The following is a 12,937-nucleotide window of genomic DNA, read 5'->3' as shown; positions in this document are numbered from 1 at the left end:
CACGTCGCGGACTTCGAGCGCAGGGCTGGCCGGCGCCACCGTTGATGGCTGCCGTGGTCGCCGTGGTGCTGATCGGGTTGTGCCTGCCGTTCCTGCCCTTCGCGCACTGGATCGGAATGACGCCCTTGCCCGGATCGTTCTTCGGGTGGCTCGTGCTGATCCTCGCCGCGTATCTGGCTGCCGCGCATGCTCTGAAGAGTCGGTGGGTGCGTCGAGCCGAGGTGTTCCCGTGATGTCTCTCGGTCAGCTCGGTAACCGGCGGTTGATCAGCAGCGCGGCCAGCGCCGAGACGACGAGCACGAGTGCCGCCAATCGATACCAACCGGCACTGGCATCGCCGCGAATGATCTCGTAGCCGAACTGGCCCTGCAGCGTGGTGTACACGTTCTTGAGCTGATCGACGTTTTCGGCGCTGTAGAGGGTGCCACCGGAGAGGTCGGCGACTCTGCGCAGTGTCTCGTCGGCAACGGGCACTGGGATGCGCGCGTCGTCGAGGTCGATGAATCCCGACGGCGTGCCGAACGAAATCGCTGAAATCGGCACACCTTGATCCCTGGCGCCGCGGGCGGCCGTGAACGCACCCCTTGGGGCATCGGGGTTGGTCGGTTGATTCTCCTTGCCGTCTGAAAGCAACACGATTCGGGCCGGTGCTGGAGTGTCCCCGCCACCGATCACCGCACTCACCGTCGCAATGGCCTGTAGCGCGGTGAAGATACTCTCTCCGATGGCAGTGCGCTCGATCAATTGCAGTTTGTCGATCGCGTCCTTGGTGGCCGCCCGGTTGGTCGTCGGCGATACCAGCACGATCGAACTGCCCCCGAACGCAATCAATCCCAGGTTGATCCCCGGCGTCAGCTCGTCGGCGAATTGCTTGCCGGCCTCTTGCGCAGCGGCCAGCCGATTCGGCGACACGTCGGTGGCCCGCATCGACGGCGAGACATCGATCAGCAGCATCACCACGGCGCGGTTGCGTGGGATCGGGACATCACGGGTCGGGCCGGCCATCCCAACGGTCAACAGCAGCAACGAACACACCAGAAGGATCGCCGCCAGGTGACGCCATCGCTTCGATCGCTTGGGCGCGACGCTGTCCAGCAACTCCATGTTCGCGAACCGCAGCATCCGCTGCCGATGCGACGACTGGACGATGACGTAGAGCACGACCAGCCCGAGAACGAGGACCAGAAACAGGAAGTACCACTCGTGCGCGAAACCCGACAACGCAAACGGTCCCAACACCGGCACGGTCATCGCCGTCGCCACCGCGCCACCGCGACGGTGACCAGCAAGATGAGGCACAGTGCCAACAGGATGGTGCTGCCCGTCATTGCCTCCCCCGACGTGTACACCGGAAGACCTGCCGTCGGGGCGAATGCGGCCGAGGTCGACGCGGGGATCGCCCGATCGAAGCCCGTCATCATGTTGTGGCCCAACTCGTTTAGGCGCACCGCTGCAGCAGCGCGTTAATGCGGTCGTGGCGCAGTGCCGCAGGTCGGTACTGCTGCCGGTAGTACTCGGTCACATGATCCTCCAACCCCAGGCTAGCGTGACAGGGCAATAATACTTGCGCAACTGATTGACTTTCTGGGTTTCAAGACTTGTAATGGTCGAGGCGCAGGGTCCCTGCGGTGGTAATCGGATGATGGAAGCGAGGTGAGCGGCACATGCCGGACGACAGTATCGACGCACGCGGTTGGGTCGCCCTCGCGGATTCGGCCTCTCCGTCGTTGCGTTGATCTTGGTCTAGGCGGGTTGATCGGCAGCTGTGCCGGCCAACCCCACGACTGCCTGGCTAGTGGCGAGCACCCCCGAAACTGACGGGAGGTTGCGGCATGTCCACAACGTTCTTCGGCGATCGGCGTGACGGCCCGCTGGTGCAGCAGCACGTCGACTCGTGGTGCTGGAATCAGGCGAACGCATGACGCTGCTGCGCTCGTACCCGTCACGCGACGCGCTGGACCGCCCGCCGAGCCGTGCCGTCGACATCGTGGTGTTCTTGGCCGCGGCCGTGCTTTTGGGGGTGATCGCGCGGGTCTCGTCCGGGATCGACGTCCCGTTCGACGAGACTTCGGCGCCTGCGACGGTTTCGACGGATCCGAGCCAGCTGCCGTACTACGCGGCCCGCTCGCTGCTGAGGATGTTCGCCGCACTTGGTCTGTCGCTTCTGTTCACCTTCCTCTATGCCACCGCCGCGGCGCGACTGCGGCGTGCGCAGAAGGTGATGCTGCCGATCCTCGACATTCTCCAGTCGGTGCCGATCCTCGGGTTCCTCTCCGTGACGATCACCGGCTTCATCGCCCTGTTCCCCGGCTCAGCGCTCGGACTCGAATGCGCGTCGATCTTCGCGATCTTCACGTCGCAGGCCTGGAACATGACGTTCGCCTTCTACCACAGCCTGTCCAGTCAGCCCCGTGAACTCGACGAGGCCGCTCGGAACCTGAGACTCTCACGCTGGCAACGGTTCTGGCGGGTCGACGTGCCCAGCGGCATGATCCCGCTGGTATGGAACGGCATGATGAGCTTCGGCGGCGGCTGGTTCTTCCTGGTCGCCTCGGAGGCACTCAGCGTCAACAACCACCACTACGCGCTGCCCGGTATCGGCTCGTACGTCGCGACGGCGACTGCGGACGGCGATCTCGGCAAGGTGCTCATCGCGATCGCCGTGATGGTGGTCATGGTGGTCGGAGTGAACGTGTTGTTCTGGCGGCCGCTGACCGCATGGGCGGAGCGGTTTCGGGTCGAAGAGTCCGAGGCCATCGAGGCGCCTCGCAGCCTGGTGCTGAACCTGCTGCGCCGCTCGCATGTCCCGGCGCTGATGGGTCGGCTGTTCGGTTGGCTGGTGGCGCCTCTGGACCGGTTGATGGCGGTGTTCGGACTGGCCGAATACCCACTGCGGACATCACCTGCGCGCCGCCGGGTCGGTGACGTCGTCTTCGGCTCCTTGGTCGTGGTGGCGGTGAGCTATGGGGTGTTTCGGATCGGCGGTTACATCGACGCCACCGCGGGGTTCGGGGAGGTCGTCCACGCGCTCGGCCTGGGATTGGTCACGTTCGGCCGGGTGATCCTGCTGGTCGTCGTCGCGACGTTCATCTGGGTGCCGATCGGGGTGTGGATCGGTTTGAACCCCAAGGTATCGCGGCTGGCTCAACCCGTGGTGCAGGTGCTTGCCAGCTTCCCTGCGAACTTCCTGTTCCCGATCGCGACCGCCGTCCTGGTATCGACGGGCATCAGCCTGAATTGGGGCGGCATCGTCTTGATGAGCCTGGGGGCTCAGTGGTACATCCTGTTCAACGTCATCGCGGGGGCCAGTTCGATTCCCAACGACCTGCGTGAAGCTGCGGCCAATCTTCAGCTGCCCAGAGCGCTTTGGTGGCGCAGGCTGGTCCTGCCCGCGATCTTCCCCAGCTACGTTACCGGCGGCATCACCGCAGCCGGCGGGGCGTGGAACGCCTCCATCGTGGCGGAGGTCGTCAGCTACGGCTCTACGACCTTGGTGGCAACGGGGCTCGGCGCCTACATCTCCCAAGCGACGAGCGCCGGTGACTCACCGCGGATCCTCATCGGCGTCCTGGTCATGAGCCTGTACGTCGTCAGCCTCAACCGCCTGTTCTGGCGGCAGCTATATGCACTCGCGCAGCGCCGATACTCCCTCTGACCATTCGGGTTCACCACACACCAGGAGCGACACCATGACGACACCTTCCACGACCGTCTCCGACACGGACGTTCTCATCGAGGTCGACGCGGTCTGCAAGAGCTTCCCCGGCGCCTCCGGCGATGACCTGCGCGTCCTCGACTCCATCGACCTGCAACTGCGGACCGGTGAAATCGTGGCGCTGTTGGGCAGATCCGGATCGGGCAAATCGACGTTGCTCCGGATCATCGCCGGGCTCATCCCCGCGACCACCGGCACCGTGCGCTACCGTGGTAGCGAGCTCAACGGTGCCAACCCGGGGGCAGCGCTGGTGTTCCAGTCCTTCGCATTGATGCCATGGCTCACCGTCCAGGACAACGTCGAGCTCGGACTCACCGCTCGAGGGGTTGCGCGCGCGCAGCGCAGGGAGCGCGCGCTCGACGCCATCGACATGATCGGTCTGGACGGCTTCGAATCCGCTTACCCCAAGGAACTTTCGGGCGGCATGCGCCAACGCGTCGGATTCGCCAGGGCGCTCGTCCTCGAACCCGATCTGCTCTTGATGGACGAGCCGTTCTCGGCGCTCGACGTGCTGACCGCCGAGAACCTGCGTACCGAGTTGGTGAACCTATGGACGGGCGACAACTTCCCCACCAAGGCGATCTGCATCGTCACCCACAACATCGAGGAAGCCGTGCTGCTCGCCGATCGGGTCGTGGTGCTCGGCGCCAATCCGGGTCGGATTCTCACCGAAGTCCGCGTCGACCTCGAGCGCCCTCGCGACCGACGAGCTCCTACGTTCGAGGCGCTCGTCGATCAGCTCTATGGCCTACTCACCGGCCGGGAAACCGCTGAAGTCGTCGCGGAACACACTGCGGCGACTCCGATTACCCGTCCGCTGCCCGACGCCTCGGTCGGCGGCCTCGCCGGTCTCGTCGAGATCGTGAACGCCAACGACGGCCGGATGGGGCTCGCCGACCTGGCCGACGAACTGAACTTCGAGATCGATGACCTTTTCCCGCTGGTCGACGCTGCCACCATGCTCGCGCTGGTCACCATCGACGACGGCGAACTCAGCCTCACCGACGTCGGTGTGCAGTTCACCACCGCAGACATTCAGAACAGCAAGCAGATCTTCGCTACCCAGGCCCGCAGCGGGGCACCATTGGTGCGCACCATCTGTAAAGCGTTGACCGGCAGCGCCGATGGCAATCTGCGTGCCGGGTTCTTCCTCGACCTGCTGCGGCGTGGATTCTCCGCCGACGACGCCCGCCGCCAACTCGACACCGCCATCGACTGGGGCCGCTACGGCGAGTTGTACGACTATGACAGCGTGAGCGACGACATCACCGCCGACCCCGCGGCAGGTATCCACCCCGGGAGTTCGTCAACGACGATCCCGGCCACCACGTGACCACGCGTCAATGCGGTCCTGATCAGAGGTCGTCAACGATGCGGTTGCTCTCCACTTTGGAGATGGTGTGGCCGTTGTGGTCGAGAAAGCGTGCGCCGGCGTAGATCTCGTCGAGGCCGCCGTCGCCCGGGCGGAGCGCATGATCCTGTTCCACATCGTCGCGGCGGGGCGATGCTGGATCTCGCTGCCCGGCGGAGAACGGCATTGGGCGAACCGGGGCGATGTCATCGTGCTGCCCTACGGCGACGACTATCTGATGGGCGGGGAGGAGCCGGCCGAGATCGTTCCGATCATGAACCTGATGAGGCGGCCGCCGTGGGACACCATGCCGGTGCTCTTGCATGGTGCCGGTGGGAATCGCACCGACATCGTCTGCGGGCACATGCATTCCGAGGATCCACTGTTCGATCCGGCCATGCGGGCGTTTCCTCCGTGTTCGTCGTCCGTGTACCCGAGGGTCCCGCCGCCGGCTGGGTTGCCTCGAGCATCAACTACGCGCTCGAGGTCACCACGGCGTCGCTGCCTGCGCCGCCGTCGTCGACGCGACTTCCCGAGCTGTTGCTCACCGAGGTGCTGAGGATTCACCTCGAGACGGCGCCGATGGCCGAGCACGGATGGATTGCCGCGCTTCACGATCGGGTGTTGGCGTCTGCGATGGCCGCGCTGCACGCCGCGCCGGAACGGAAGTGGACCGTCGCCGAGCTCGCCGGGGCCGCCGCCGTCTCGCGTTCGGTACTCGATCAGCGGTTCCGCGAGGTGCTCGGTCGGTCACCGATCAAGTACCTGACCGAGTGGCGGATGCACCTCGCCGACGACCTGCTCAGGACGACCGACCTGAGCGTCAGTTCGGTATCCCGGCGCGTCGGGTACGAATCCGAGGAAGCGTTCAGCCGTGCGTTTCGGCGTAGTCACGGAAGCTCACCCGGCGCCTGGCGCACCGCGGAGCAGCTCTCGGGGTGACGAGCTACAGCCAGTGGTTTCGGCGAAACGTCAGGTACAGGAACGTGCACGTCGTCGCCATCACGACCAGTATCGCCGGATAGCCGTACGTCCACGACAGCTCGGGCATGTGCTCGAAGTTCATGCCGTAGATGCCGGCGAGCGCCGTTGGTACTGCGGCAATGGCGACCCACGCCGAGATCTTGCGCATGTCGAGGTTCTGCTGCATCGACACCTTGCCGACGGCGGCCTGCACCAGCGAGCTGAGAACCTCGTCGTAGCTGGCGACCCGATCCGACGCCTGCGTGTTGTGGTCGAGGACGTCGCGGATGTAGCGCCGGACCTCCTTGGAGATGAGGTCGTTGTGGTCGCTGCCCAACCGCTGCAGGGCCAGGTTCAGCGGGCCGACGGCCCTGCGCATCTCGACGACTTCCCGCTTGAGCAGATAGATGTGCTCGATATCGGTGTCACTGGTCGGAGAGAAGACGTTCTCCTCCATCGCGTCGATGTCGTTCTCCACGAGATCGGTGACCTGGAGGTAATGGTCGACGACGTGGTCGGCGATCGCATGCAGCACGGCGTACGGGCCAAGGGCACAGTTCGACGGCGTGTTGTCCATTCGCTTGCGCACCGCGGCGAGCCCGCCGTGATCGCCGTGCCGGACCGTCACCACGAAGTCCGGGCCGACGAAGATCATGATCTCGCCGGTCTCGACGATCTCGCGGGCCATGGCCACCGAGTCGTGTTCGACGTACATGATGGTCTTAAGCACCAGGAACAGGGTGTTGTCGTAGCGTTCCAGCTTCGGTCGCTGGTGGGCGTGGACCGCATCCTCGACTGCCAGTTCGTGGAGGCCGAAGACGTCGGCGACGGCCTGCATCTGGTGTTCGTCCGGCTCGTGTAGGCCGACCCAGACGAAGGCCCGAACGCCGTCCATCTCCAGTTCGCGGACCTTGTTCAGGGCGGCGGCATGGGTGTACTTGCCCGGCAGGCGTTTGCCATCGGCATAGACCCCGCAGTCGACCATCGCCCGCGCGACGGGGACGTGAATCGAATGTGCGTCGGGGTCTCGCAGGCGGCGGCCTGCGGGTCGCAACATCGACGGCTGCAGCGCGCGGAAAGACGGCACGATCGACCTCCCCTCAGCGGGTGGAGCAGCCTCGTTGGGCCCCGAAACGACAGTCCCAGATGTTACGCCCAAAGGCTGGGAGTCCACGGCTCGCAAGCGGTCAACCCGGCCAGGTGGGACCCCTCGGTGAAGTAATCTGACGCGATGGCTGAATTGACACGCACGCCCCAAGTCATCATCGATGACGCCGCGATCTTCGACGCCCACGAGGGCGGCAAGCTCTCGGTGGCGCTGAAGTCGCCGCTGGACACGCAGCGTGCCCTGTCGATCGCCTACACCCCGGGCGTCGCCCAGGTCAGCCGCGCCATCGCGTCCGATCACACCCTCGCAGCCAAGTACACGTGGGCCAACCGGCTCGTCGCGGTGATCAGCGACGGCAGCGCCGTCCTCGGGCTCGGTGACATCGGCCCCGCGGCGTCGCTTCCGGTGATGGAGGGCAAGAGCGCCCTGTTCAAGACCTTCGGTGGCCTCGACTCGATCCCGATCGTGCTGGACACCAACGATCCCGACGAGATCGTCGAGACCATCATCCGACTGCGGCCGACGTTTGGCGCCGTCAATCTCGAGGACATCTCGGCGCCGCGTTGCTTCGAGATCGAGCGCCGCGTCATCGAGGCGCTGGACTGTCCCGTCATGCACGACGACCAGCACGGCACGGCGATCGTCGTGCTCAGTGCGCTGCTGGGCGCGACCAAGGTGCTCGACCGCGACCTGCACACGCTGCGCGTCGTGATCTTCGGTGCGGGAGCAGCCGGTGTCGCGTGCGCCAACATCCTGCTGGCTGCGGGAATCCGCGACATCACACTGCTGGACAGCAAGGGCATCGTGCACACGGGCCGTGACGATCTCAACCCGTTCAAGGCGGAGCTGGCCACGAAGACCAACCCCAAGGGCCGCACCGGTGGCATCGCCGAGGCGATCGGGGGGGCGGACATGTTCCTCGGGCTTTCCGCCGGCGTGGTGCCCGAGGAGATCATCGCCACCATGGCTCCCGGCGGCATCGTCTTCGCGCTGTCGAACCCCGACCCCGAGATCCACCCGGACGCGGCGCGCAAGTACGCGGCGGTCGTCGCCACCGGGCGCAGCGACTTCCCGAATCAGATCAACAACGTGCTGGCCTTCCCCGGCGTGTTCCGCGGCGCGCTCGACGCGGGCGCCCGCCGCATCACCGAGGCGATGAAGGTGGCCGCCGCGGAGGCGATCTTCTCCGTCGTCGGTGACGACCTCGGCGTCGACCACATCGTGCCGAGCGCATTGGACCCGAGGGTGGCGCCGGCCGTGGCCGCGGCGGTAGCGGCAGCGTCGAAGGTCTGAGCCGCTTGACGGCCCTTCGCCGGCTGGCGGTCGCGCTTGCCGTGCTGCTGATCGCCGGCTGCGGAAGTACGTCCCCGCCGCCATCCATCGCCGTCGGCGCCGGTCCTGACGCAGAGTCGACGCTGCTGGCCCACGTGTATGCGGCGGCGCTGCGGTCCTACGGCAGCCCGTCACACGTCGAGCAGAGCCCCGATCCGCTTGGCGACCTCGATACCGGGCGCGTCGAGGTGGTGCCGGGGTTGACGGGGCGGTTGCTGCAGCGGTTCGATCCCGGCGCCACCGCGCGCGGTGGAGAGCAGGTGTACCGGTCGATGATCTCGGCCCTGCCCGAGGGCATCGGTGCGGGCGACTACGCGCAGTCCGCCGAGGACAAGCCCGCGCTGGCCGTCACGACCGCGACGGCCAAGGCCTGGGACGGGCGCGACGTCGGTGCGCTGGTCGATCACTGTCGCGGGGTGTCGGTCGGCGCGGTCGCGGGCGATCGCACGCCCACTGCCGTCGCGGTGTGCCGACTTCCCGTGCCCGTTGAATTCCCGGATGCCGCAGCGTTGTTCGCTGCGCTGCGGTCGGGCCGGGTCGGCGCCGCGTGGACGTCCACCGCCGCCACCGGCGTGCCCGACGACGTCGTCGTGCTCGGCGACCGGACATCGACCATCCGGGCGCAGAACGTCGTGCCGCTGTATCGGCGCAACGAGTTGAGTGAGCGTCAGGTGTTGGCGCTCAACGAGATCGCGGGCGAACTCGACACCGGATCGCTGGCCGACATGCTCAGCAAGTTCGTCGCAGGCACCGACCCCGGCGCGGTGGCCGACGAGTGGCTGGCCGCCCACCCCCTCGGCAAGTAGCCACCTTTCGGGCGCCCATTTTGGCGCGAGCGTGCGTGTCTGTGCGCGACACGCCGCTCGGAAACGTACGTCCGCGCACGCTCGCGTGGCGATCGGACCTCAGTGCACCGGCGGCATCAACTTCGAAGTGACCGTCGAAAAGAGCTTCTGGTAACCCGACCCGGTGATGCGCACGATGACGTCGAGCACCTTGGCGTCGGGACCGACGAGGACGCGGGCCTTGTTCTTGCGGACGGCGTCCAAGATGATCGTCGCCGCCTTCTCCGGCGTGGTCATGGTCAGCTTCTTGTCGAAGAAATCGGTCAACGTCGCGGTGTCCACGCCCTTGGCAGCGGTCGAGTTGCGCATGATCGCCGTCTTGATTCCGCCGGGGTGCACGGTGGTGACCTTCACGGGATGACGGCTCACCTGCATCTCCTGCCGGAGCGCTTCGGTGAACCCGCGGACGGCGAACTTGGCCGAGTTGTACGCGGCCTGCCCTGGGACCGAAAAGATGCCAAACAAGCTGGAGACGTTGACGACGTGCCCATCGCCGGACTCGATGAGGTGCGGGAGGAACGCCTTCGTCCCGTTGACGACGCCCCAGAAGTCGACGTCCATCACGCGCTCGATGTCCTTGAATGGGGTGACCTCGACATCGCCGACGTACGCGATGCCTGCGTTGTTGTAGATCTGGTTGACCTTGCCGAAGTGCGCCTTGACCGCGTCGGCATACAACTCGAACGCCTCGCGCTCGGTGACGTCGAGACGATCGGCCTTCACCGACACGCCGATGGCCTTCAGGCGCTCCTCGGTGACCGCCAGTCCCTCGGCGTCGACGTCGCTGATCGCCAACTTGGCGCCCGAACGGCCGAGTTCGAGGGCCAACGCCTGTCCGATCCCCGACCCTGCTCCCGTGACGACGGCGACTTTCCCGGCGAAGCCCTCCATGAACACTCCCTCTTTCGACGTCGACCACCGTGCTTTCGGCGAGCCAGCCTAGTCGGTACCGCTGGTTGCAGGTAATCGTGGGTCCGGCGGCTCGGCCTCAAGCCTCAGAGCGGCGGCCTCGGCGACGGGACGCAGCCCGAAGAGGATTCCGCAGATCTGGAAGACGACGCCGCCGTAGAGCTGGGTCGGATCGGCGCGGACCTCGGGGTCGTCGACGTCGCCAGGGGACTCCGCGGCGAAGTCGAATCCGAGGACGTCCTGGTGGAGCTACACGAACGCGCGATGTCAGTCACGGTGACGCGCAGGTGGTGCAAACCGGTGGTCTCCATGAGGGCCATGACTGCTCCACGCTGTTAGGTGTGTGGAACCGCGGTGATCCATGTACCGGGCGCGCTCAGTCGTAAACGGCCTGTGAGCGTGCGTGGACTGCCACTGGGCAGCGGCGTGTCGCGTGCAAACACGGTCGCCCGCAGGAAGGGGTGAGGCCCGCAGGAAGGGGTGAGGCCTGTGGGAAGGGGTGAGGGCTCGCCAGCACAGGGCGGAGGGAAGGCTCGCGGCTACCAGATCTAGCCGAAGGCCTCGTCGATGATCTCCTGCTGTTCGACGGCGTGCACCTTCGAACTGCCCGACGACGGCGCCGACATCGCGCGCCGCGAGATGCGCTTGATGCCGGTCAGCTTGTCCGGCAACTGCTCTGGCATGGCAAGGCCGAACGTCGGCCACGCTCCCTGATTGGCCGGTTCCTCCTGCACCCAGAAGAACTGCTCGGCGTTCGGATATTCGTCCAGCGTGGCGCCCAGGCGTCGCTTCGGCAGCGGATAGAGCTGCTCGACCCGGACGATCGCGACGTCGTCGCGGCTCTCCTTGTTCTTGCGGGCTATCAGGTCGTAGTAGATCTTGCCGCTGGTCAGCAGAATCCGCTTGACCTTGGTCCGGTCGCCGTCGCCGTCGGTGTACGTCGGCTCCTCCATGATCGAGCGGAACTTCTTCTCGGTGAAGTCGCGGATGTCGCTCACCGCAGCCTTGTTGCGCAGCATCGACTTCGGGGTGAAGACGATCAGCGGCCGGTGGATCCCGTCCATGCCGTGACGGCGCAACAGATGGAAGTAGTTCGCCGGCGTCGACGGCATTGCGACGGTCATCGAGCCTTCGGCGCACACCTGCAGGAACCGCTCGATGCGACCCGAGGTGTGGTCGGGACCCTGACCTTCGTGCCCGTGCGGCAGCAGCAGCACGACGTCGGACAGCTGGCCCCACTTGGCCTCACCGGAGCTGATGAACTCGTCGATGATCGACTGTGCGCCGTTGACGAAGTCGCCGAACTGCGCTTCCCACAACACCATTGCGTCGGGGTTGCCCACCGAGTAGCCGTATTCGAAGCCAACCGCGGCGTACTCGGACAACGCCGAGTCGTAGACCATCAGACGGCCGCCGGTCGGTGTGCCGTCCTCCTTGAGCGTCAGCAGTTCCAGCGGGGTGAACTCGGCGCCGGTCGAGCGGTCGATGATCACCGCATGCCGCTGCGTGAACGTGCCTCGCCGGGTGTCCTGGCCGGACAGCCGTACCAGCTTCCCCTCGGCCACCAGCGTGCCAAGGGCGAGCAACTCGCCGAAGGCCCAGTCCACCTTGCCCTCGTAGGCCATTTCGCGCCGCTTGTCCAGCACCGGCTTGACGCGGGGGTGCACGGTGAAGCCCTCTGGCACCTCCAGGTGCGCGTCGCCGATCCGGGCTAGCAACGACTTGTCCACTGCCGTACTGAGTTTCGCGGGCAACTGCTGATCGGACTCGACCGACTCGCTCGGCTCGATGTCGTGCTTCTCAAGATCGCGTACTTCGTTGAACACTCTTTCGAGCTGACCCTGATAGTCGCGCAGCGCGTCCTCGGCCTCCTTGATCGAGATGTCGCCGCGGCCGATCAATGCTTCGGTGTACGTCTTGCGGACGCCACGCTTGGTGTCGATGACGTCGTACATGCCCGGCTGCGTCATCGACGGGTCGTCGCCTTCGTTGTGCCCGCGACGGCGGTAGCACAACATGTCGATGATGACGTCCTTCTTGAACTCCTGACGGAAGTCGACGGCGAGCCGGGCCACCCACGAGCCAGCTTCCGGATCGTCGCCGTTGACGTGGAAGATCGGCGCGCCAACCATTTTCGCGACGTCAGTGCAGTACTCCGAGGACCGCGAATCCTGCGGTGACGTGGTGAAGCCGATCTGATTGTTGACGATGATGTGGATGGTGCCGCCGGTGCGGTACCCGCGCAGCAGCGCGAGGTTCAGCGTCTCCGCCACCACGCCCTGACCGGCGAACGCCGCGTCACCGTGCAGCATCAGCGGCACGATGGAGAAGTTCTGGGGACCGTCGGCTCCATCCTTGAAGTCCAGCAGGTCCTGCTTGGCGCGCACCAGGCCCTCCATGACCGGATCGACGGCCTCGAGGTGCGACGGGTTGGCCACCAGCGACACGTCGATGTCGTTGTCGCCGAACATCTGCAGGTAGTTGCCGGTTGCGCCGAGGTGGTACTTGACGTCACCGGAGCCGTGCGCCTGCGACGGGTTGAGGTTGCCCTCGAACTCGCTGAAGATCTGCGAGGCCGGTTTGCCGACGATGTTGGCCAGCACGTTCAGCCGACCGCGGTGCGGCATGCCGATGACGACCTCGTCGAGGCCGTGTTCGGCGGCCTGGTCGAGCACCGCGTCCATCATCGGGATGACGCTCTCGGCGCCCTCCAA

The 12,937-nt window shown here is 65.9% G+C and carries 11 protein-coding genes and 1 pseudogene; 7 read left to right on the top strand and 5 right to left on the bottom strand.

Annotated elements, in window-relative coordinates; genetic code table 11:
• Positions 1-233: hypothetical protein (locus QOI01_RS20900; protein WP_526384303.1), on the top strand; the 233-nt coding region annotated here is incomplete at its 5' end.
• A gap of 10 nt (positions 234-243) precedes the next feature.
• Here the strand turns inward: QOI01_RS20900 and QOI01_RS20895 are convergent.
• Positions 244-1,251: a vWA domain-containing protein gene (locus QOI01_RS20895; RefSeq protein ID WP_526384305.1), complete on the bottom strand. Its 1,008-nt coding sequence runs from the start codon at positions 1,249-1,251 to the stop codon at positions 244-246.
• Positions 1,248-1,448 carry a hypothetical protein gene (locus QOI01_RS20890; RefSeq protein WP_526384301.1) on the bottom strand — a complete coding sequence of 67 codons (201 nt, stop codon included), beginning with the start codon at positions 1,446-1,448 and terminating at the stop codon, positions 1,248-1,250. Before QOI01_RS20890 ends, QOI01_RS20895 begins: the two co-directional genes overlap by 4 nt.
• Positions 1,449-1,918: 470 nt before the next feature.
• On the opposite strand from QOI01_RS20890, the gene QOI01_RS20885 reads away from it, so the two are divergent.
• The 4 genes and pseudogenes from QOI01_RS20885 (at position 1,919) to QOI01_RS20870 (ending at position 6,008) form a co-directional block, all read left to right on the top strand.
• Entirely contained in the window at positions 1,919-3,655 is a 1,737-nt protein-coding gene (locus QOI01_RS20885) for an ABC transporter permease (RefSeq protein ID WP_526384300.1), read from the top strand.
• A 34-nt stretch (positions 3,656-3,689) separates the two neighbouring features.
• On the top strand, positions 3,690-5,048 hold the full coding sequence (locus tag QOI01_RS20880; protein WP_526384298.1) for an ABC transporter ATP-binding protein: 1,359 nt from the start codon (positions 3,690-3,692) through the stop codon (positions 5,046-5,048).
• Between the two features lie 139 nt (positions 5,049-5,187).
• Positions 5,188-5,421: pseudogene (locus QOI01_RS20875) on the top strand (cupin domain-containing protein); the annotation flags it as partial.
• 59 nt (positions 5,422-5,480) lie between these two features.
• The gene (locus QOI01_RS20870) at positions 5,481-6,008 is read left to right on the top strand and encodes a helix-turn-helix transcriptional regulator (protein ID WP_526384296.1); all 528 of its coding nucleotides are present in this window, start codon (positions 5,481-5,483) and stop codon (positions 6,006-6,008) included.
• A gap of 4 nt (positions 6,009-6,012) precedes the next feature.
• Here the strand turns inward: QOI01_RS20870 and corA are convergent, their stop codons facing one another.
• Positions 6,013-7,116 carry a magnesium/cobalt transporter CorA gene (corA, locus tag QOI01_RS20865; protein ID WP_526384294.1) on the bottom strand — a complete coding sequence of 368 codons (1,104 nt, stop codon included), beginning with the start codon at positions 7,114-7,116 and terminating at the stop codon, positions 6,013-6,015.
• A 144-nt stretch (positions 7,117-7,260) separates the two neighbouring features.
• On the opposite strand from corA, the gene QOI01_RS20860 reads away from it, so the two are divergent.
• A complete protein-coding gene (locus tag QOI01_RS20860; RefSeq protein ID WP_526384292.1) occupies positions 7,261-8,430 on the top strand; it encodes an NAD(P)-dependent malic enzyme in 1,170 nt (389 codons plus the stop codon).
• Positions 8,431-8,435: 5 nt separating this feature from the next.
• Positions 8,436-9,275 (top strand): glycine betaine ABC transporter substrate-binding protein, encoded by an 840-nt coding sequence (locus QOI01_RS20855; protein ID WP_526384290.1) that lies wholly within the window; start codon positions 8,436-8,438, stop codon positions 9,273-9,275.
• A gap of 99 nt (positions 9,276-9,374) precedes the next feature.
• Here the strand turns inward: QOI01_RS20855 and QOI01_RS20850 are convergent, their stop codons facing one another.
• Positions 9,375-10,205 carry an SDR family NAD(P)-dependent oxidoreductase gene (locus QOI01_RS20850; protein WP_526384288.1) on the bottom strand — a complete coding sequence of 277 codons (831 nt, stop codon included), beginning with the start codon at positions 10,203-10,205 and terminating at the stop codon, positions 9,375-9,377.
• 566 nt (positions 10,206-10,771) lie between these two features.
• Positions 10,772-12,937, bottom strand: a 2,166-nt coding sequence (locus tag QOI01_RS20845) for a multifunctional oxoglutarate decarboxylase/oxoglutarate dehydrogenase thiamine pyrophosphate-binding subunit/dihydrolipoyllysine-residue succinyltransferase subunit (RefSeq protein ID WP_526384286.1), incomplete at its 5' end; no start/stop codon positions are given.

Origin of the sequence: Mycobacterium sp. (assembly GCF_032162605.1) — a bacterium.
Lineage (GTDB): Bacteria > Actinomycetota > Actinomycetes > Mycobacteriales > Mycobacteriaceae > Mycobacterium.
This window is presented reverse-complemented; position numbering and strand designations above follow the sequence as displayed.

Bases quoted from the DNA above. Each gene is read 5' to 3' on its own strand.
- QOI01_RS20895 (WP_526384305.1), bottom strand. From the start codon at position 1,251: ATGACCGTGCCGGTGTTGGGACCGTTTGCGTTGTCGGGTTTCGCGCAC.
- QOI01_RS20885 (WP_526384300.1), top strand. From the start codon at position 1,919: ATGACGCTGCTGCGCTCGTACCCGTCACGCGACGCGCTGGACCGCCCG.
- QOI01_RS20880 (WP_526384298.1), top strand. From the start codon at position 3,690: ATGACGACACCTTCCACGACCGTCTCCGACACGGACGTTCTCATCGAG.
- QOI01_RS20860 (WP_526384292.1), top strand. From the start codon at position 7,261: ATGGCTGAATTGACACGCACGCCCCAAGTCATCATCGATGACGCCGCG.
- QOI01_RS20850 (WP_526384288.1), bottom strand. From the start codon at position 10,205: ATGGAGGGCTTCGCCGGGAAAGTCGCCGTCGTCACGGGAGCAGGGTCG.